This window comes from Vogesella facilis, from assembly GCF_042648525.1.
GTDB classification, from domain to species: Bacteria; Pseudomonadota; Gammaproteobacteria; order Burkholderiales; family Chromobacteriaceae; genus Vogesella; species Vogesella facilis.
In genome coordinates, this window is record NZ_JBHRXN010000030.1 from 41,516 (window position 1) to 58,037 (window position 16,522).

Annotated in this window: 31 protein-coding genes; all 31 read right to left on the minus strand. The window is 55.5% G+C overall.

From position 1 onward, the window contains the following. Nucleotides 1-41: 41 nt before the first annotated feature. Nucleotides 42-1,682 carry a methyl-accepting chemotaxis protein gene (locus tag ACFOLG_RS09865; RefSeq protein WP_386091309.1) on the minus strand — a complete coding sequence of 547 codons (1,641 nt, stop codon included), beginning with the start codon at nucleotides 1,680-1,682 and terminating at the stop codon, nucleotides 42-44. A 388-nt stretch (nucleotides 1,683-2,070) separates the two neighbouring features. Then, entirely contained in the window at nucleotides 2,071-2,463 is a 393-nt protein-coding gene (gene rplQ, locus ACFOLG_RS09870) for a 50S ribosomal protein L17 (RefSeq protein WP_174873625.1), read from the minus strand. A gap of 22 nt (nucleotides 2,464-2,485) precedes the next feature. After that, on the minus strand, nucleotides 2,486-3,469 hold the full coding sequence (locus tag ACFOLG_RS09875; protein ID WP_174873624.1) for a DNA-directed RNA polymerase subunit alpha: 984 nt from the start codon (nucleotides 3,467-3,469) through the stop codon (nucleotides 2,486-2,488). A gap of 23 nt (nucleotides 3,470-3,492) precedes the next feature. After that, the gene (gene rpsD / locus ACFOLG_RS09880) at nucleotides 3,493-4,116 is read right to left on the minus strand and encodes a 30S ribosomal protein S4 (RefSeq protein ID WP_386091311.1); all 624 of its coding nucleotides are present in this window, start codon (nucleotides 4,114-4,116) and stop codon (nucleotides 3,493-3,495) included. A gap of 17 nt (nucleotides 4,117-4,133) precedes the next feature. Next, nucleotides 4,134-4,529, minus strand: coding sequence for a 30S ribosomal protein S11 (gene rpsK, locus ACFOLG_RS09885; protein WP_088965543.1), 396 nt, complete (start codon nucleotides 4,527-4,529; stop codon nucleotides 4,134-4,136). A 17-nt stretch (nucleotides 4,530-4,546) separates the two neighbouring features. Beyond that, nucleotides 4,547-4,909, minus strand: a complete 363-nt coding sequence (gene rpsM / locus ACFOLG_RS09890; RefSeq protein WP_349587227.1) for a 30S ribosomal protein S13 — start codon at nucleotides 4,907-4,909, stop codon at nucleotides 4,547-4,549. Nucleotides 4,910-4,978: 69 nt separating this feature from the next. Further along, nucleotides 4,979-5,092, minus strand: a complete 114-nt coding sequence (gene rpmJ / locus ACFOLG_RS09895) for a 50S ribosomal protein L36 (protein ID WP_011137711.1) — start codon at nucleotides 5,090-5,092, stop codon at nucleotides 4,979-4,981. 34 nt (nucleotides 5,093-5,126) lie between these two features. Continuing rightward, nucleotides 5,127-5,345 carry a translation initiation factor IF-1 gene (infA, locus tag ACFOLG_RS09900; protein ID WP_144372263.1) on the minus strand — a complete coding sequence of 73 codons (219 nt, stop codon included), beginning with the start codon at nucleotides 5,343-5,345 and terminating at the stop codon, nucleotides 5,127-5,129. Between the two features lie 20 nt (nucleotides 5,346-5,365). After that, entirely contained in the window at nucleotides 5,366-6,682 is a 1,317-nt protein-coding gene (gene secY, locus ACFOLG_RS09905) for a preprotein translocase subunit SecY (RefSeq protein WP_386091316.1), read from the minus strand. 10 nt (nucleotides 6,683-6,692) lie between these two features. Further along, nucleotides 6,693-7,127: a 50S ribosomal protein L15 gene (gene rplO, locus ACFOLG_RS09910; RefSeq protein ID WP_349587235.1), complete on the minus strand. Its 435-nt coding sequence runs from the start codon at nucleotides 7,125-7,127 to the stop codon at nucleotides 6,693-6,695. 3 nt (nucleotides 7,128-7,130) lie between these two features. Further along, a complete protein-coding gene (gene rpmD / locus ACFOLG_RS09915; RefSeq protein WP_088965548.1) occupies nucleotides 7,131-7,316 on the minus strand; it encodes a 50S ribosomal protein L30 in 186 nt (61 codons plus the stop codon). Continuing rightward, complete coding sequence (gene rpsE / locus ACFOLG_RS09920; protein WP_349587237.1) at nucleotides 7,309-7,827, minus strand: 30S ribosomal protein S5; 519 nt, start codon at nucleotides 7,825-7,827, stop codon at nucleotides 7,309-7,311. Before rpsE ends, rpmD begins: the two co-directional genes overlap by 8 nt. A 12-nt stretch (nucleotides 7,828-7,839) precedes the next feature. Beyond that, a complete protein-coding gene (gene rplR, locus ACFOLG_RS09925) occupies nucleotides 7,840-8,193 on the minus strand; it encodes a 50S ribosomal protein L18 (protein ID WP_386091319.1) in 354 nt (117 codons plus the stop codon). 13 nt (nucleotides 8,194-8,206) lie between these two features. After that, entirely contained in the window at nucleotides 8,207-8,740 is a 534-nt protein-coding gene (gene rplF / locus ACFOLG_RS09930; RefSeq protein ID WP_386091321.1) for a 50S ribosomal protein L6, read from the minus strand. 13 nt (nucleotides 8,741-8,753) lie between these two features. Next, nucleotides 8,754-9,149, minus strand: a complete 396-nt coding sequence (gene rpsH, locus ACFOLG_RS09935; protein WP_174873615.1) for a 30S ribosomal protein S8 — start codon at nucleotides 9,147-9,149, stop codon at nucleotides 8,754-8,756. Between the two features lie 13 nt (nucleotides 9,150-9,162). Next, on the minus strand, nucleotides 9,163-9,468 hold the full coding sequence (gene rpsN, locus ACFOLG_RS09940) for a 30S ribosomal protein S14 (protein WP_088965553.1): 306 nt from the start codon (nucleotides 9,466-9,468) through the stop codon (nucleotides 9,163-9,165). 4 nt (nucleotides 9,469-9,472) lie between these two features. Continuing rightward, entirely contained in the window at nucleotides 9,473-10,012 is a 540-nt protein-coding gene (gene rplE, locus ACFOLG_RS09945) for a 50S ribosomal protein L5 (RefSeq protein WP_386091323.1), read from the minus strand. 9 nt (nucleotides 10,013-10,021) lie between these two features. Continuing rightward, nucleotides 10,022-10,336, minus strand: coding sequence for a 50S ribosomal protein L24 (rplX, locus tag ACFOLG_RS09950; protein WP_349587246.1), 315 nt, complete (start codon nucleotides 10,334-10,336; stop codon nucleotides 10,022-10,024). 11 nt (nucleotides 10,337-10,347) lie between these two features. Next, on the minus strand, nucleotides 10,348-10,716 hold the full coding sequence (gene rplN / locus ACFOLG_RS09955; RefSeq protein WP_174873612.1) for a 50S ribosomal protein L14: 369 nt from the start codon (nucleotides 10,714-10,716) through the stop codon (nucleotides 10,348-10,350). 170 nt (nucleotides 10,717-10,886) lie between these two features. Then, complete coding sequence (gene rpsQ, locus ACFOLG_RS09960; protein ID WP_174873611.1) at nucleotides 10,887-11,150, minus strand: 30S ribosomal protein S17; 264 nt, start codon at nucleotides 11,148-11,150, stop codon at nucleotides 10,887-10,889. A 1-nt stretch (nucleotide 11,151) separates the two neighbouring features. Continuing rightward, a complete protein-coding gene (rpmC, locus tag ACFOLG_RS09965) occupies nucleotides 11,152-11,340 on the minus strand; it encodes a 50S ribosomal protein L29 (RefSeq protein WP_174873610.1) in 189 nt (62 codons plus the stop codon). Further along, entirely contained in the window at nucleotides 11,340-11,756 is a 417-nt protein-coding gene (gene rplP, locus ACFOLG_RS09970) for a 50S ribosomal protein L16 (protein WP_349587251.1), read from the minus strand. Before rplP ends, rpmC begins: the two co-directional genes overlap by 1 nt. Beyond that, on the minus strand, nucleotides 11,740-12,444 hold the full coding sequence (rpsC, locus tag ACFOLG_RS09975) for a 30S ribosomal protein S3 (RefSeq protein ID WP_386091326.1): 705 nt from the start codon (nucleotides 12,442-12,444) through the stop codon (nucleotides 11,740-11,742). Before rpsC ends, rplP begins: the two co-directional genes overlap by 17 nt. A gap of 10 nt (nucleotides 12,445-12,454) precedes the next feature. Continuing rightward, nucleotides 12,455-12,784: a 50S ribosomal protein L22 gene (gene rplV, locus ACFOLG_RS09980; RefSeq protein WP_017507371.1), complete on the minus strand. Its 330-nt coding sequence runs from the start codon at nucleotides 12,782-12,784 to the stop codon at nucleotides 12,455-12,457. Nucleotides 12,785-12,793: 9 nt separating this feature from the next. After that, nucleotides 12,794-13,072: a 30S ribosomal protein S19 gene (rpsS, locus tag ACFOLG_RS09985; protein ID WP_017507372.1), complete on the minus strand. Its 279-nt coding sequence runs from the start codon at nucleotides 13,070-13,072 to the stop codon at nucleotides 12,794-12,796. 13 nt (nucleotides 13,073-13,085) lie between these two features. After that, nucleotides 13,086-13,913, minus strand: a complete 828-nt coding sequence (gene rplB / locus ACFOLG_RS09990) for a 50S ribosomal protein L2 (RefSeq protein ID WP_386091328.1) — start codon at nucleotides 13,911-13,913, stop codon at nucleotides 13,086-13,088. Between the two features lie 11 nt (nucleotides 13,914-13,924). Further along, entirely contained in the window at nucleotides 13,925-14,233 is a 309-nt protein-coding gene (gene rplW, locus ACFOLG_RS09995) for a 50S ribosomal protein L23 (RefSeq protein ID WP_386091330.1), read from the minus strand. Next, nucleotides 14,230-14,850, minus strand: a complete 621-nt coding sequence (gene rplD / locus ACFOLG_RS10000) for a 50S ribosomal protein L4 (RefSeq protein ID WP_386091332.1) — start codon at nucleotides 14,848-14,850, stop codon at nucleotides 14,230-14,232. The genes rplW and rplD overlap by 4 nt, the downstream gene beginning before the upstream one ends. Beyond that, complete coding sequence (rplC, locus tag ACFOLG_RS10005; RefSeq protein ID WP_174873605.1) at nucleotides 14,850-15,494, minus strand: 50S ribosomal protein L3; 645 nt, start codon at nucleotides 15,492-15,494, stop codon at nucleotides 14,850-14,852. The genes rplD and rplC overlap by 1 nt, the downstream gene beginning before the upstream one ends. 144 nt (nucleotides 15,495-15,638) lie before the next feature. After that, nucleotides 15,639-15,950, minus strand: coding sequence for a 30S ribosomal protein S10 (rpsJ, locus tag ACFOLG_RS10010; RefSeq protein ID WP_017507377.1), 312 nt, complete (start codon nucleotides 15,948-15,950; stop codon nucleotides 15,639-15,641). A gap of 21 nt (nucleotides 15,951-15,971) precedes the next feature. Beyond that, a partial coding sequence (locus ACFOLG_RS10015; protein ID WP_386091335.1) for an EF-Tu C-terminal domain-related protein occupies nucleotides 15,972-16,522 on the minus strand: 551 nt, incomplete at its 5' end.

The window sequence follows — 16,522 nt, forward strand, 5'->3', positions numbered from 1 at the left end:
GCCTTTTTTCATGCTGCGCGTACGCTAGCGCACCGTTGCCATTACACCTGGAAACGCGACACCATGCCGCGCAGACGCTCGGTCAGCTGGTTCAGCTCGCCGATCGCGCTCGACGCCTGGCCCGATGCCTCGGCATTGTTGGCTGCCGCCAGCGCGATGTGCTCGACATTGCGGGTGATTTCCTCGCTGGCATTGCCCTGCTCGGCCAGCGCCTGCGAAATCTCCCGCACCACCCCCACCACGCCATTGGCGCTGTCGCGGATATGGCGGATCGCATCGCCGCCCTGCTCTGCCAGGGTCAGGCCGGACTTCACCCGGCTGACCGCCTCCTGCATATTGCTGCGCGACTCCTCGGAACCGTGCTGGATGTCGCGGATCATCTCGGCGATTTCCTGGGTGGCGCCGGCGGTGCGCTCGGACAGCTTACGCACCTCGTCCGCCACCACCGCGAACCCACGCCCGCTTTCGCCGGCACGCGCCGCCTCGATCGCCGCATTCAGCGCCAGCAGATTGGTCTGGTCGGCGATGTCCTTGATCACCTGCATGATGCTGGAAATGGTCTGTGTCTTGCTGACCAGATCGCCGATGGTCAGCGCCGCGTGGTCGACCGCCTCGTTGATACGCTGCATCTCCACCACCGCACTGGCAATCACCTCGCCGCCCTGGTCGGACAGCTGGCCGGAGTTGGCCGACACTTCGCGTGCGTGGTCGGCCAGCTCGGCAATCTGCTTGATGCTGGCGGTCAGCTGCTCGATGGAAGCCGCCATCGCGGTCGCGGCATGACTTTGTTGATCGGAACTGACCGCCACTGCGCTAGCGCTGCCGGAAATATCGCCGGCCATGCCGGACAGTGTGCCGCTGCTGTTGGCGATGCCGCCCACCAGTTCGCGCAGCTGCTGCTGCATATCTGCCACCGCGGCCAACAGGCTGGCGTCATCACCGTTGGCCACCGGCACCGGCACATGCAAATCGCCCTCGGCAATGCGGTGCACCACCTCGCGCGTCAGCGCCGGTTCGGCGCCCAGTTGCTGCATCACACTGCGCCGCAGCCAGACGCCGACGCCGATCACCACCGCGATCGCCGCCAGCACCTCCAGCGCCAGCAGCAGCGCCTGCTCCATGAACGCCGCCTGCACGTCATCTAGGTAAATACCGGTGCCGACTACCCAACCCCACTTGGCCGAGGTCGCCAGGTAAGACACTTTCGGTTGCGGCGTGGAAAAGCCCGGCTTGTCCCACACATAACTCGCCATACCCTTGCCGCCACCGGCACTCAGCGCGGCCTGGAACAAGGGTTTCAGCGGATTGCCGGTTGGATCCTTGATAGTTTCCAGGTTCTTGCCCACCATCGCCTGCTTGGCGCCATGCACCACCCAGTTCCAGCCCGGATCGAAGGCAAAGAAATACTCGCTGCCATCGTAGCGCGCCGCATTCAGCACCGCCGCCGCCTGCTGCTTGGCATCCGCTTCGCTGAGTTGGCCGCTGGCGGCGCGCTCTTCGTAGTTCTTGATCACAGTGAGCGCCACCTCCACCAGGTTGCGCACCTTGGCTTCACGATCCTGCAGCATCACGCTACGCTCGTGCAGCAGCGACAGGCCACCCACCACGCACAAGATCACCGCCACCAGCAGCACCTGCAACTGCAAGCGCCGCTTCAGGGTCCAGCCATTGCTTTGCTTCATCGACAATCTCCCGTGTTACTTGTTGTGTAGTTTGTTCACTACGGAACAATTCTGTACAAAGCAATTTAAAACGGTCGCGATTATCTGTCACTGTGACTGACAAAGAAAAAACTGTTGCCAGCCACTGACATTGGCTGAATCGAGGGGAATCCCTCGGCTGCAGGCAGTGGATTTCACTGCCTGCAATACGATGGAATAGCGGCTGCCTGCGGCCAACGTTGGCCGCAGCCTTGGCCGCACGCGACCACATCGCTCTGGCAACGCCAGCTGCAACCAGAAAGCCACTACCCTGTGGCCGGCTGCGGCACCAGCATGCCCTAGCATTGCCGCAAGCATGAAAATGAAAAAAGCCAGCGCAAGCGCTGGCTTTTTCTAGAATCGGCTGCGATTACTCGGCAGCTTCTTCAGCAACTACTTCACCTTCTGCACGGTCAACCAATTCAACCAGTGCCATCGGAGCGTTGTCGCCCTGACGGAAACCGTATTTCAGGATGCGAACATAGCCGCCGTTACGGGCTGCGAAACGCGGGCCCAGAACGTCGAACAGTTTCACCACGATTTCACGGTCACGGGTGCGGTCGAAAGCCAGACGACGGTTGGCCAGCGACGGCTTCTTACCCAGGGTAATCAGCGGTTCGGCAACGCGGCGCAGTTCTTTGGCCTTCGGCAGAGTAGTCACGATTGCTTCGTGACGCAGCAGCGAGTTAGCCATGTTACGGAGCATGGCCAGACGGTGGCTACTGGTACGGTTCAGTTTACGATTGCTATTACGATGACGCATTGTAGTGTCCTTTTATCCCGGCTTAGGGCTTTTCGAGACCAGCCGGCGGCCAGTTTTCGAGTTTCATGCCCAAGGTCAGGCCTTTAGAAGCGAGAACTTCCTTGATCTCATTCAACGACTTACGACCAAGGTTCGGAGTCTTCAGCAGCTCGGTTTCCGTACGCTGAATCAGATCACCGATGTAGTAGATGTTCTCGGCCTTCAGACAGTTGGCGGAACGTACCGTAAGTTCGAGATCGTCTACCGGGCGCAGCAGGATCGGATCGATCGGCGGCGCCTTTTCAACGACTTCCTCAACTGCGGTGCCTTGCAGGTCTGCAAAGATCGACAGCTGATCAACCAGAATGCGGGCCGCCAGGCGGACTGCTTCTTCCGGCTCAATCACACCATTGGTCTCGATATCGAGAACCAGACGATCCAGGTCGGTACGCTGCTCTACACGGGCGCTTTCAACATTGAAGCTGACACGGCGCACCGGGGAGAAGGAGGCATCAAGCTGGATGGTACCGATCGCACGGTTGTCGTCATGGTTGATACGAGCCGCTACCGGCTGATAGCCACGACCTTTCTCTACCTTGATTTCCATGTCGATCTTGCCACCAGCAGCCAAATGACCGATGACGTGATCAGGGTTGATCACTTCAACGTCATGCGGCAGCTCGATGTCACCGGCCAGAACAGCGCCCTCACCATCCTTTTTCAAGGACAGGATCAGGCTGTCACGACCATGCAGTTTAAGCACTACGCCCTTCAGGTTCAGGAGGATGTCGACAACATCCTCCCGTACACCGTCAAGAGCGGAATACTCATGCAAAACGCCAGCGATGGTTACTTCGGTCGGGGCGTAGCCCGGCATCGAAGAGAGCAGAATGCGGCGCAGCGCATTGCCCAGGGTATGGGCATAGCCACGCTCAAACGGCTCCATCGACACACGTGCATGTGTAGCCGATACCGGCTGCACATCGATCAGACGCGGTTTCAGAAATTCCGAAGCGCTGTTTTGCATAGTCATTCCTTAAGAGCTAGCGATTACTTGGAGTAGAATTCCACAACGAGCTGTTCGTTGATATCGCTAGACAACTCGGAACGCTCCGGAACAGTCTTGAATACGCCTTCCATTTTCTTGGAGTCAACTGCGACCCAAGCCGGGAAGCCGATCTGTTCGGCCAGAGCCAGACCTTCTTGAATACGAACCTGCTTCTTGGCCTTCTCACGAACAGCAACCACGTCGCCAGACTTAACCTGGTAGGACGGGATGTTCACTACAACGCCATTTACAGTGATCGCCTTGTGGCTTACCAGCTGGCGAGCTTCTGCGCGAGTGGAACCGAAACCCATGCGATAAACAACGTTATCCAGACGGGATTCCAGGATCTGCAGCAGGATTTCACCAGTGGAGCCCTGACGACGGGCAGCTTCCGCAAAGTACTTACGGAACTGACGTTCCATAATGCCGTACATGCGGCGTACTTTTTGCTTTTCACGCAGCTGAATACCGAAGCCGGACAGGCGGGTATTCTTCTTCGCGCCATGCTGACCTGGAGCGGTATCCAGTTTGCACTTGGAGTCCAGTGCACGGCGTGCGCTCTTCAGGAAGAGATCGGTCCCTTCGCGACGAGCCAGTTTACATTTAGGGCCAGTGTAACGTGCCATTTCTCAGACTCTCCAGATTAGATACGGCGTTTCTTGGGAGGACGGCAGCCGTTGTGCGGAACTGGCGTCACGTCGGAGATGCTGGTCACTTTGAAACCCAGCGCGTTGAGCGCGCGTACGGAGGATTCGCGGCCAGGGCCCGGACCCTTGATACGTACTTCCAGGTTTTTTACACCGTATTCTTGGGCAACTTTACCAGCGTGCTCTGCTGCTACTTGAGCAGCAAAGGGTGTACTTTTACGCGAGCCTTTGAAGCCAGCACCGCCGGAGGTAGCCCAAGACAAAGCATTCCCTTGACGATCGGTGATGGTAATAATGGTGTTATTGAAGGAAGCGTGCACGTGCACGATGCCATCGCTAACAGACTTGCGTACTTTTTTGCGTACACGACCAGCTGTGTTTGCTTTAGCCATTATCTAAGTTCCTTGAATTACTTCTTACCAGCAATAGGCTTACGCGGGCCTTTGCGGGTACGTGCATTGGTACGGGTGCGCTGACCACGGCACGGCAGACCACGACGATGACGGAAACCGCGGTAGCAGCCCATGTCCATCAGTCGTTTGATGCTCATCGTGATTTCACGGCGCAGGTCACCTTCAACAGTGAACTTAGCCACTTCAACACGCAGAGCTTCCATCTCGGCTTCAGTCAGATCCTTAACCTTGCTTGCCGGATTGATACCGGAAGCAGCACAGATGTGCTTGGCGCGGGTCTGGCCGATGCCATAGATTGCCTGCAGGCCGATAACGGCATGCGCATGATTGGGGATGTTTACCCCTGCAATACGGGCCATTCTCTTTCCTTAAGCGTTAAGCTTGAAAAGGTTGCGATTCTAGCACAACAAAAGCCAAGACAACAAATGTTAGCCTTGTTTTTGCTTGTGACGCGGATCTGTGCAGATCACTCGTACAACACGGTTGCGACGAATGATTTTGCAGTTACGGCAAATTTTCTTTACCGAAGGTTGTACACGCATTTCAGTTCCTTTCTATCTGAAAGAGCGAGTGCGATTACTTCGCACGGAACACGATACGGGCACGAGACAGGTCATAGGGGGTCATCTCCACCGTAACCTTGTCCCCCGGAAGGATGCGGATGTAATGCATACGCATCTTGCCAGAAATGTGCCCGAGTACAACGTGTCCATTCTCGAGCTTCACCCGGAAGGTTGCATTGGGCAACGTTTCCAGGACTTCACCCTGCATCTGGATGGTATCTTCTTTCGCCATTTGCTCAGTTACCGTTTACCTTAGCGACTTACGCCACTCTTGAAGTTCGCTTTCTTCAACAGGCCTTCGTACTGGTGGGAAAGAACATACGACTGTACTTGCGCCATGAAGTCCATGGTTACAACAACCATGATCAACAGCGAGGTCCCGCCAAAATAAAATGGCACGTTCCAGTTCAGGATCAGGAACTCTGGCATCAAGCAAACAAGTGTGATGTAGATCGCACCAATCAGCGTGAGGCGAAGGATGATCTTCTCGATGTAACGCGAAGTCTGTTCGCCAGGACGAATACCGGGAATAAACGCCCCGCTTTTCTTCAGGTTATCTGCAGTCTCTTTGGGGTTGAAAACCAAAGCGGTGTAGAAGTAACAGAAGAAAATGATTGCCGCAGCGTACAGCAACACATAAACCGGTTGACCAGGATGAAGCTTGTCAGCGACAGACTTCAGGAACCCCAGACCCTCGGTATTACCAAACCAACCCAGCACGGTTGCAGGGAACAGGATGATACTGGATGCGAAGATCGGCGGGATCACCCCTGCCATGTTGAGCTTGAGCGGCATGTGCGTGCTCTGGCCCTGCATGACACGGTTTCCTACCTGACGCTTCGCGTAGTTCACCAGAACCTTACGTTGTCCACGCTCAACGAACACCACGAGATATGTCACGGCAATCACTGCCACAAACAGCAGGATCACCAGCAGGATCGGCAGCGAACCTTGACTGGTTAGAGTCAAAGTTTTGCCGACAGCAGCCGGCACACCGGCCGCAATACCCGCGCAGATAATCAACGAGATGCCATTACCCAGACCGCGCTCGGTAATCTGCTCGCCCAGCCACATGAGGAACATGGTGCCAGTAACCAGACTTACCACTGTCGTCACATAAAACTCGAACTGCGGAACGACAACGAGATTGGGTTGCTTGAACAACATCACAGCTATGCCAAAGCTCTGGAATGAAGCCAGAGCCAAGGTTGCATAACGTGTGTACTGAGTGATTTTGCGACGTCCAGCATCACCCTCCTTCTTCAACTGCTTCAGAGATGGAACGATCTCCGAAGCAAGTTGAAGAACGATGGAGGCAGAGATATACGGCATAATGCCCAGGGCAAATACCGTAAATCGCTGAAGGGCACCACCCGAGAACATGTTGAACATGTCGAGCAGACCCGTTTGTGACGTCTGGAACAACTTCGCTAGTGCTGCCGGATCAATACCGGGAACCGGAACATGTGCACCAATGCGGTAAACGATCAGTGCGCCAAGCAGGAACAAGATTCGGCGCTTCAAATCACCAAATTTGTCACCGTTTCCAACTAGAGAAGTATTCGCCACGGACTAAGCCTTATTCTACGAAGCTACCACCTGCAGCTTCGATTGCAGCCTTGGCACCAGCGGTGGCAGCAACGCCACGCAGGGTGAAAGCGCGATCGACGCCACCGGACAGAATCAGCTTGGCACCCAGCGACTGCGCCGGAACCAGACCAGCCTGCTTCAGAGTCAGCAAATCCACTTCCACAACCGGTAGCAGAGCCAGTTCGGACAGGCGAACCTCGGCAACGTTACCAGCAGTCAGCGACTTGAAGCCACGCTTCGGCAGACGACGCTGCAGCGGCATTTGACCGCCTTCAAAGCCAACCTTGTGGAAACCACCGGCACGGCTCTTCTGACCTTTGTGGCCACGGCCACAAGTCTTGCCCAGGCCACTGCCAATGCCGCGGCCTACACGGCGCTTGGCATGCTTGGAGCCGGCACCAGGCTTAATGGTATTCAGCAACATTTCTCAGCCCTCGAATTTAACCAGGTAGCTGATCTTGTTGATCATGCCACGGTTAGCCGGAGTGTCGATTACTTCAACAGTCTGGTTCAGCTTCTTCAGGCCCAGACCGCGCGCGCAGGCACGGTGGGACTCGATGCGACCAATCAGACTCTTCACCAGCGTTACTTTGATGGTTTTGGTATCACTCATGATCAGCCCCCAGGATCTGCTCAACGGTCAGACCACGCTTGGCAGCGATCTGCGACGGAGTGCAGATCTTGCTCAGGCCATCCAGAGTCGCACGAACCACGTTGTACGGGTTAGTGGAGCCATGGATTTTGGCAGATACGTTGTGAACGCCCAGTGCTTCAAATACGGCGCGCATCGGGCCACCGGCTTTAACGCCAGCACCTTCCTTCGCCGGCTGCATGAACACGGTAGTGGCACCATGGGTACCCACTACGGCGTGATGCAGCGTGCCGTTTTTCAGCGGAACTTTGAACATGTTGCGGCGGGCCTGCTCCATACCTTTTTGTACGGCAGCCGGCACTTCCTTGGAACGGCCTTTACCCATGCCGATACCACCATCGCCATCACCGACAACAGTCAGAGCCGAGAAGGCCATGATGCGACCACCCTTCACCACTTTGGTGACACGGTTTACGCCGATCATTTTCTCGATCAGACCATCGCCACGATCTTCGATCTCGTGCTTAGCCATTCTTAACTCCGATTAGAATACAAGACCGTTTTCACGGGCTGCGTCAGCCAAGGCCTTGATACGACCATGGTATTTGAAGCCGGAACGGTCAAAGGCAACCTGGCTAACACCGGCAGCCTTGGCTTTTTCGGCGATAGCCTTGCCAACAACAACTGCAGCGGCGGTGTTGCCACCGTTGGTCACTTGGGAGCGCAGGGCTGCCTCCAGGCTGGAAGCACTCGCCAGAACGCGGCTGCCAGTTTCATCGATGACCTGAGCGTAAATGTGGCCATTAGTGCGGTGAACGCACAGACGAGCCATCTTGAGCTCCGCAATACGAGCACGGGTTTTGCGTGCACGACGGAGTCGAGTCTGTTTCTTGTCCATTTCAGTGCCTCAATTACTTCTTCTTGGTCTCTTTCAGAACCACAACCTCATCCGCATAGCGAACACCTTTGCCCTTGTACGGCTCAGGGGAACGATAAGCACGGATTTCAGCTGCGACCTGGCCAACTTGCTGCTTGTCAGCGCCTTTGATCAGGATCTCGGTCTGAGTCGGAGTTTCACACTTCACGCCAGTCGGCATTTGATGCACAACCGGATGAGAGAAGCCAAGCGACAGGTTCAGCGCGTCACCTTGAGCCTGAGCACGGTAACCAACGCCAACCAGTTGCAGTTTCTTTTCGAAGCCCTTGCTAACACCGGTCACCATGTTGTTCAGCAGCGCGCGCAGCGTGCCGGACATGGAGCGGGCGAACTTGCTGTCGTTCTTGGCAGCAAATTCCAGCTGGTTATCCACCAGCTTGACTTCTACTTCGCTGGACAACGCAGTAGTCAGGCTACCGAGCGCACCTTTAACGGTAACGTCGGCCGCACCAAACTTCACCTCAACGCCAGCCGGAATGACTACGGGGTTTTTAGCTACGCGAGACATATCAACCCTCCGATTAAGCCACTACGCACAGCAGCTCGCCGCCGATACCGGCTGCACGCGCTTTGCGATCAGTCATAACGCCACTGGAGGTCGAAACGATAGCCACACCCAGACCGTTCATTACTTTCGGGATCTCGGTAGAACCCTTGTAAACGCGCAGGCCAGGACGGGATACACGTTCGATACGCTCGATAACCGGGCGGCCAACGTAGTACTTCAGCTCAACTTCAAGAACCGGCTTCTTTTCTTCGCCAGTTACGGCAAAGCTCTCGATGTAGCCTTCATCCTTCAGGACCTGAGCGATAGCCACTTTCAGCTTCGACGACGGCATAGCGACGGAAACTTTATTGGCGCGCTGGCCGTTGCGGATGCGAGTCAGCATATCGGAGATAGGATCTTGCATACTCATTCTGTATCTCCTATTACCAGCTGGCTTTAACTACGCCCGGGATTTCGCCTTTCATAGCGATTTCGCGGAGCTTGTTACGGGCCAGACCGAATTTGCGGAACACGCCACGCGGACGACCGGTCAGGGCGCAACGACGACGCTGGCGAACCGGGCTAGCATTGCGCGGCAGCTGCTGCAGCTTGAGGCGTGCAGCAAAGCGTTCTTCGTCGGACAAATTCGAATTGTTGATGATGGCGAGAAGTTCTTCACGCTTGGCAGCGTACTTAGCCACGAGCTTCGCGCGCTTCTCTTCGCGATTGATCAGTGCAAGAGTTGCCATGAGCTTAGCCCTTAAACGGGAATTTGAACGCAGCCAGCAGAGCGCGGGCTTCTTCGTCAGTCTTCGCGGTAGTGGTAATGGTAATGTTCATACCACGCAGAGCATCGATCTTGTCGTACTCAATTTCCGGGAAGATGATCTGTTCTTTGACGCCCATGTTGTAGTTGCCACGGCCGTCGAAAGACTTGCCAGACACACCACGGAAGTCACGCACGCGCGGCAGCGCGATAGTAACCAGGCGATCCAAGAACTCATACATACGCTCACGACGCAGGGTAACTTTGCAGCCAACCGGGTAGTGATCACGAATCTTGAAGCCAGCGATGGACTTACGGGCAGTGGTAACGACCGGCTTTTGACCTGCAATCTTTTCCAGATCGCCAGCGGCGTGTTCCATTACCTTCTTGTCGGCAACAGCTTCACCAACACCCATGTTCAGAGTGATCTTTTCGATGCGCGGCACTTCCATTACGGACTTATAGCCGAACTGCTTGATCAGCTCAGGAACAACGGTGCTTTTGTAGAAATCATACAAACGTGCCATTTTTGCTCCTTACGCGCCGACGATTTCGCCGGTGGACTTGAAGATGCGCACTTTTTTGCCATCTTCGAGCACCTTGAAGCCAACACGGTCAGCTTTCTGGGTAGCGGCATTGAAGATTGCAACATTGGACACGTCCAACGGCATGGTCTTCTCAACGATGCCACCAGCGATACCACGCACCGGGTTCGGCTTCTGATGTTTCTTGGCGATATTCACGCCTTCAACTACCAGCTTACCTTCGAGCACACGCAGAACAGCACCACGCTTGCCTTTGTCTTTGCCGGTGATTACGACTACTTCGTCGCCTTTACGAATCTTACGCACTGGTTCTCTCCTTACAGCACTTCAGGAGCGAGCGATACAATCTTCATGAAGCGCTCGGTACGCAGTTCACGCGTAACGGGCCCGAAGATACGTGTACCGATCGGCTCAAGCTTGTTGTTGAGCAGAACTGCGGCGTTGTTGTCAAATTTGATCAGGGAACCGTCCGGACGACGAACACCCTTGGCAGTGCGCACAACTACAGCGTTGTACACATCGCCTTTTTTGACACGACCACGCGGTGCTGCATCCTTGATGCTCACCTTGATGATGTCACCCACGCCGGCATAGCGACGCTTGGAGCCGCCCAACACCTTGATGCACATTACCGAACGCGCACCAGTGTTGTCTGCAACATCCAAAATGGACTGCATTTGAATCATGTGATTACCTTTCTATCCAACTTAATTCCGCCTCTTTCCCTCCCAAAGATGAAGGAAACGCCGCAAAATTGCGGCGTGTCTAGCGGCCAGTCTTGGACCCCGTCAGGGATGATTTCGAGGGAACCCTCGAAAACAACCATTATACAGAGGGGGAACCCCCTCTGCAAGCCTTACACTTGACGAGCTTTCTCGACAAGCGCAGTTACTGCCCAAGCCTTGGTTTTAGAAACCGGACGAGTCTCGCTGATAACTACTACATCACCAACGTTGTACTCATTGTTTTCGTCATGGGCGTGGAACTTCTTGGAGCGACGGATAACCTTGCCGTAGATCGGGTGCTTAACTTTGCGCTCGACCAGAACGGTAACGGTCTTGTCCATCTTGTCGCTGACAACTTTGCCAGTCAGCGTACGAACAACTTTAGTTTCGCTCATCTTATGCAGCCTTCTCTTTCAGAACGGTGCGAACACGCGCGATGTCACGACGCACACGCTTGAGCTCGCTGGTCTTGGCCAGCTGCTGGGTTGCGTGCTGCATGCGCAGCGCGAATTGAGCCTTCAGCAAACCGAGCAGCTCGGCCTTCAGCTCATCAACGCTCTTGGCTTTCAGTTCAGTCGCTTTCATTACTGACCCACCTGTTTAGTCACAAACACCGTCGGAATCGGCAGCTTGGCAGCAGCCAGACGGAAGGCTTCACGAGCAAGCTCTTCAGCCACGCCATCCATTTCGTACAACATCTTGCCCGGCTGGATCTCGGCTACGTAGAACTCCGGAGAACCCTTACCCCCACCCATACGAACTTCGGCAGGCTTGGAGGTGATCGGCTTGTCCGGGAATACACGGATCCAGATGCGGCCGCCACGCTTGATGTGACGAGTCATTGCACGACGGGCAGCTTCGATCTGACGTGCGGTCAGACGGCCACGGCCAATGGCCTTGAGGCCGAAATCGCCGAAGCTTACTTTGTTGCCACGAGTAGCCAGGCCAGTGTTGCGGCCCTTGTGCTGTTTGCGGTATTTGAGTCTAGTTGGCTGCAGCATTTCGAGCTCCTGCCTTACGCGGTTTCTTCTCAGGTGCTACCGGCGCAGCCTGAATCTGACCAGGCTTAACGTCACCCTTGTACACCCATACCTTGATACCGATCACACCGTAAGTGGTGTGAGCTTCGGAAGTGGCGTAGTCCACATCTGCACGCAGAGTGTGCAGCGGCACGCGACCTTCGCGGTACCATTCGCTACGCGCGATATCGATACCGTTCAGACGACCGGAGCTCATGATCTTGATACCTTGGGCGCCCATGCGCATGGCGTTCTGCATGGAACGCTTCATGGCGCGGCGGAACATCACACGCTTCTCCAGCTGGGAGGCGATGCCATCAGCAATGATCTGCGCGTCAACTTCCGGCTTGCGGATTTCTTCGATGTTCACGTGAACCGGCACGCCCATACGAGCTTGCAGTTCTTTCTTCAGAACCTCGATATCCTCACCTTTTTTACCAATCACAACACCCGGGCGGGCACTGTGAATGGTGATGCGGGCGGACTTGGCCGGGCGCTCGATCACCACGCGGCCAACGGCAGCGTGAGACAGCTTCTTCTTCAGAAACTCGCGCACTTCGATATCTTGCTTCAGTTGGCCGGCAAAATCCTGCGAGTTTGCGAACCACTTGGAAGCCCAGTTTTTGGTTACTGCAAGACGGAAACCCGTCGGATGAATCTTCTGACCCATAGCTTGCCCCTTAGTTGCCCACGCTCAGCGTGATGTGGCAGGTCTGCTTTTCGATGCGGTTACCGCGACCTTTAGCACGAGCGGTGAAACGCTTCAGGCTCGGACCCTTGTCCACGTAGATGCTGGTCACTTTCAGCGTATCGATATCCGCGCCTTCGTTATGCTCAGCGTTGGCAATTGCGGATTCCAGTACCTTCTTGATGAGTGCAGCACCCTTCTTCGGGCTGAAGGTCAGAATGTTCAGTGCCTGACCAACGGACTGGCCGCGGATCAGATCTGCAACCAAGCGGCATTTTTGTGCCGAAAGGCGTGCATTGTTCAGTTGTGCAGAAACTTTCATCGCATCACCTTATTTCTTCTTGGCCTTCTTGTCAGCCGCATGGCCTTTGAAGGTACGAGTCAGCGAAAACTCACCGAGCTTGTGACCAACCATGTTCTCGGAAACGTACACCGGAACGTGGGTACGGCCGTTATGAACAGCGATAGTCAGACCAATGAAGTCCGGCAGGATGGTGGAGCGGCGAGACCAGGTCTTGATCGGGCGCTTGTCGTTTGTTGCACGCACCGCATCCACTTTCTTCAGCAGGTGGAGATCAACAAACGGGCCTTTTTTAAGCGAACGTGCCATAACTCTTTACCCTTTATTTGTGAAAGCGACGGCGTACGATCATATTGTCGGTACGCTTGTTGCGACGGGTACGGAAGCCCTTCGTCGGGGTGCCCCACGGGCTTACTGGCACACGACCTTCACCAGTGCGGCCTTCACCACCACCGTGCGGGTGATCCACCGGGTTCATCGCCGTACCGCGAACGGTCGGACGAATACCACGCCAGCGGTTGGCACCAGCTTTACCGATCTTGCGCAGGCTATGCTCTTCGTTGCCCACTTCGCCAACAGTGGCGCGGCAGTCAACGTGCACTTTGCGGATTTCGCCGGAGCGCAGGCGCAGCTGGGCGTAAACGCCTTCGCGAGCCAGCAGCATGGCGGAAGAGCCAGCGGAGCGAGCCAGCTGGGCACCTTTACCCGGCTGCAGTTCGATGCAGTGGATAGTGGTACCAACCGGAATGTTACGGATCGGCAGGGCGTTACCGGCCTTGATCGGAGCCTCCGCACCAGACATCAACTCAGCACCAGCTTTAACACCGCGCGGAGCGATGATGTAGCGGCGCTCGCCGTCTGCGTAGCACAGCAGGGCAATGTGAGCGGTACGGTTCGGATCGTATTCGATGCGTTCAACAGTCGCCGGGATTGCATCCTTGTTGCGACGGAAGTCAACGATACGATAGTTTTTCTTGTGACCACCACCTTTATGACGGGTAGTGATATGACCGTTGTTATTACGGCCAGCGGTAGAGTTTTTCTTCTCTACCAGAGCTGCGTACGGCGCACCTTTGTGCAGATCCGGGCTTACAACCTTCACTACAGCGCGGCGGCCAGCAGATGTGGGCTTAACTTTTACGAGAGCCATGCTCTATCTCCTTACTCCGCAGCGGCCGGGGTGGCAGTCAGATCAATCTCTTGACCCTGAACCAGGCTTACATAAGCCTTTTTCCAGTCCTTACGGCGGCCTACGAAACGGCCAAAGCGCTTGGTTTTGCCTTTAACGTTGAGGGTGGAAACACCTTCAACCTTAACGTTGAACAGCAGTTCAACAGCAGCCTTGATTTCCGGCTTGGTCGCATCGGTAGCAACACGGAAAGCAACTTGCTGGTTCTTTTCAGCCAGCAGCGTGCTTTTCTCGGATACGATCGGCGCCAGAATTACTTGCAGCAAACGTTCCTGGTTCATACCCATTGCTCCTCGAGTTGCTTCACGGCATCACGGGTGATAACCACTTTATTGAAGCGAACCAGGCTGAACGGATCAGCTTGTTGAGCTTCAATGACCAGCACGTTCGGCAGGTTACGGGAAGAGAGATAGAGGTTTTCGTCGAGCTCTTTGGTAATGATCAGAGCGCGATCCAGACCCAGCGACTTAACCTTGGCCGCAAACTCCTTGGTTTTCGGCGAGGCAACAGTCAGTTCGTCAACCACGATCAGACGCTCGTCGCGCACCAGCTGCGACAGGATCGAAGCCATACCGGCACGGTATTGCTTGCGGTTAACTTTCTGGGTGAAGTTTTCGTCCGGCTTGTTCGGGAAGGTGCGACCACCACCACGCCACAGCGGGGAAGAAGTCATACCAGCACGAGCGCGGCCAGTACCTTTCTGACGGAAAGGCTTCTTGGTGGAATGCTTAACTTCAGCACGAGTCAGCTGTGCACGGTTAGCGCTACGGGCGTTGGCCAGGAATGCGGTAACAACCTGGTGAACCAGCGCTTCGTTGTAGTCACGTGCAAACAGTGCTTCGGAAGCCTGCAGGGCTTCAACCTGCAGCCCTTGAGCATTGATTACTTTCAATTCCATTATGCACCTGCCTTCACGCTAGGACGCACTACCACGTCACCGTTCTTGGCACCCGGCACTGCGCCTTTTACCAGAATCAGTTGACGCTCCGCATCGATACGAACCACTTCCAGGCACTGAACAGTGCTCTTCACGTTGCCGTATTGACCAGCCATGCGCTTACCCGGGAAAACGCGACCCGGATCTTGCGCCATACCGATCGAACCCGGCGAGTTGTGGGAAACGGAGTTACCGTGCGAGGCGCGGTTAGACGAGAAGTTGTGGCGCTTGATGGCACCAGAGAAACCTTTACCTTTGGAGGTACCGGTTACGTCTACCAGCTGACCAACTTGGAAAACTTCAACCGACAGCTTGTCACCCACGTTCAGGGTAGCCAGTTGCTCGGCAGTCAGAGCGAACTCGCGCATAGTGCGAGCAGCTTCGATACCAGCTTTGGCAAAATGACCAGCTTCAGCCTTGTTTACACGGTTGGCTTTGCGGGAACCAGCTGCAACCTGAACGGCTACGTAGCCATCAGTGTCAGCAGTTTTAATTTGCGATACGCGGTTAGCGGACATATCCAGCACAGTTACCGGAACGGTAGCACCGTCTTCGGTAAAAATGCGGGTCATGCCGACTTTGCGACCGACCAGACCTAAAGTCATGTTTATTTCCTTTACAGGCGCCGATTACGATTGACCGGCTTGCTCAAAAGAAAAGCGGACTCATCAAAATGATGAGTCCGCGACTGTATCACAGAAAAATCAATGCTTGCAAGTACTTAGCCGACAAACATCGATCTACTGCAATTACTGCAGTTTGATTTCCACATCCACGCCAGCCGGCAGATCCAGCTTCATCAGCGCGTCAACGGTCTTGTCGGTCGGGTCGACAATGTCCATCAGACGCAGATGGGTACGGATTTCCAACTGATCACGGGAAGTTTTGTTCACGTGCGGGGAACGCAGCACGTTGAAACGCTCGATTTTGGTCGGCAGCGGAACCGGGCCTTTTACAACGGCACCAGTGCGCTTGGCGGTTTCAACGATTTCCTGTGCGGAGCGATCGATCAGGTTGTAATCGAATGCCTTCAGGCGGATGCGGATTTTCTGGCTTTGCATAATGGTAGTCTCCGCGTCCGATTAGGCGATGATCTTGGCAACAACGCCGGCGCCAACGGTACGGCCACCTTCACGGATCGCGAAACGCAGACCATCCTCCATAGCGATCGGAGCGATCAGTTCTACAGTGATTTCCACGTTGTCACCCGGCATAACCATTTCCACACCTTCGGCCAGCGTGATCGCACCGGTCACGTCGGTAGTACGGAAGTAGAACTGCGGACGGTAGTTAGCGAAGAACGGGGTGTGACGACCGCCTTCATCCTTGCTCAGTACGTATACCGAAGCCTGGAACTTGGTGTGCGGGGTGATGGAACCCGGCTTGGCCAGAACCTGACCACGCTCAACGTCTTCACGCTTGGTACCGCGCAGCAGCACACCCACGTTGTCGCCAGCCTGACCCTGATCCAGCAGCTTGCGGAACATTTCCACGCCGGTGCAGGTGGTCTTGGCAGTAGCCTTCAGACCAACGATTTCCAGTTCTTCGCCCACTTTTACGATGCCGCGCTCTACACGACCGGTCACCACGGTACCGCGGCCGGAGATGGAGAATACGTCTTCGATCGGCAGCA

What these genes read in the sequence shown, in the direction of transcription:
- rplN (WP_174873612.1), bottom strand. Translation starts at nt 10,716, where the DNA reads ATGATTCAAATGCAGTCCATTTTGGATGTTGCAGACAACACTGGTGCG.
- rpmJ (WP_011137711.1), bottom strand. Translation starts at nt 5,092, where the DNA reads ATGCGTGTACAACCTTCGGTAAAGAAAATTTGCCGTAACTGCAAAATC.
- rplV (WP_017507371.1), bottom strand. Translation starts at nt 12,784, where the DNA reads ATGAAAGTTTCTGCACAACTGAACAATGCACGCCTTTCGGCACAAAAA.
- ACFOLG_RS09875 (WP_174873624.1), bottom strand. Translation starts at nt 3,469, where the DNA reads ATGCAAAACAGCGCTTCGGAATTTCTGAAACCGCGTCTGATCGATGTG.
- rpsN (WP_088965553.1), bottom strand. Translation starts at nt 9,468, where the DNA reads ATGGCAACTCTTGCACTGATCAATCGCGAAGAGAAGCGCGCGAAGCTC.
- rplB (WP_386091328.1), bottom strand. Translation starts at nt 13,913, where the DNA reads ATGGCTCTCGTAAAAGTTAAGCCCACATCTGCTGGCCGCCGCGCTGTA.
- rplC (WP_174873605.1), bottom strand. Translation starts at nt 15,494, where the DNA reads ATGACTTTAGGTCTGGTCGGTCGCAAAGTCGGCATGACCCGCATTTTT.
- rplW (WP_386091330.1), bottom strand. Translation starts at nt 14,233, where the DNA reads ATGAACCAGGAACGTTTGCTGCAAGTAATTCTGGCGCCGATCGTATCC.
- rpsK (WP_088965543.1), bottom strand. Translation starts at nt 4,529, where the DNA reads ATGGCTAAAGCAAACACAGCTGGTCGTGTACGCAAAAAAGTACGCAAG.
- rplF (WP_386091321.1), bottom strand. Translation starts at nt 8,740, where the DNA reads ATGTCTCGCGTAGCTAAAAACCCCGTAGTCATTCCGGCTGGCGTTGAG.
- rpsQ (WP_174873611.1), bottom strand. Translation starts at nt 11,150, where the DNA reads ATGAGCGAAACTAAAGTTGTTCGTACGCTGACTGGCAAAGTTGTCAGC.
- rplP (WP_349587251.1), bottom strand. Translation starts at nt 11,756, where the DNA reads ATGCTGCAGCCAACTAGACTCAAATACCGCAAACAGCACAAGGGCCGC.
- rplE (WP_386091323.1), bottom strand. Translation starts at nt 10,012, where the DNA reads ATGGCACGTTTGTATGATTTCTACAAAAGCACCGTTGTTCCTGAGCTG.
- rpmC (WP_174873610.1), bottom strand. Translation starts at nt 11,340, where the DNA reads ATGAAAGCGACTGAACTGAAAGCCAAGAGCGTTGATGAGCTGAAGGCC.
- rpsD (WP_386091311.1), bottom strand. Translation starts at nt 4,116, where the DNA reads ATGGCACGTTACACTGGCCCTAAATGTAAACTGGCTCGTCGCGAAGGG.
- rpsC (WP_386091326.1), bottom strand. Translation starts at nt 12,444, where the DNA reads ATGGGTCAGAAGATTCATCCGACGGGTTTCCGTCTTGCAGTAACCAAA.
- ACFOLG_RS09865 (WP_386091309.1), bottom strand. Translation starts at nt 1,682, where the DNA reads ATGAAGCAAAGCAATGGCTGGACCCTGAAGCGGCGCTTGCAGTTGCAG.
- rpsS (WP_017507372.1), bottom strand. Translation starts at nt 13,072, where the DNA reads ATGGCACGTTCGCTTAAAAAAGGCCCGTTTGTTGATCTCCACCTGCTG.
- rpsJ (WP_017507377.1), bottom strand. Translation starts at nt 15,950, where the DNA reads ATGCAAAGCCAGAAAATCCGCATCCGCCTGAAGGCATTCGATTACAAC.
- rpmD (WP_088965548.1), bottom strand. Translation starts at nt 7,316, where the DNA reads ATGAGTGATACCAAAACCATCAAAGTAACGCTGGTGAAGAGTCTGATT.
- rplO (WP_349587235.1), bottom strand. Translation starts at nt 7,127, where the DNA reads ATGTTGCTGAATACCATTAAGCCTGGTGCCGGCTCCAAGCATGCCAAG.
- rplD (WP_386091332.1), bottom strand. Translation starts at nt 14,850, where the DNA reads ATGGAATTGAAAGTAATCAATGCTCAAGGGCTGCAGGTTGAAGCCCTG.
- rplR (WP_386091319.1), bottom strand. Translation starts at nt 8,193, where the DNA reads ATGGACAAGAAACAGACTCGACTCCGTCGTGCACGCAAAACCCGTGCT.
- rplQ (WP_174873625.1), bottom strand. Translation starts at nt 2,463, where the DNA reads ATGCGTCATCGTAATAGCAATCGTAAACTGAACCGTACCAGTAGCCAC.
- rpsH (WP_174873615.1), bottom strand. Translation starts at nt 9,149, where the DNA reads ATGAGTATGCAAGATCCTATCTCCGATATGCTGACTCGCATCCGCAAC.
- infA (WP_144372263.1), bottom strand. Translation starts at nt 5,345, where the DNA reads ATGGCGAAAGAAGATACCATCCAGATGCAGGGTGAAGTCCTGGAAACG.
- rpsE (WP_349587237.1), bottom strand. Translation starts at nt 7,827, where the DNA reads ATGGCTAAGCACGAGATCGAAGATCGTGGCGATGGTCTGATCGAGAAA.
- rpsM (WP_349587227.1), bottom strand. Translation starts at nt 4,909, where the DNA reads ATGGCCCGTATTGCAGGGGTAAACATCCCCAATCATGCGCATGCCGTT.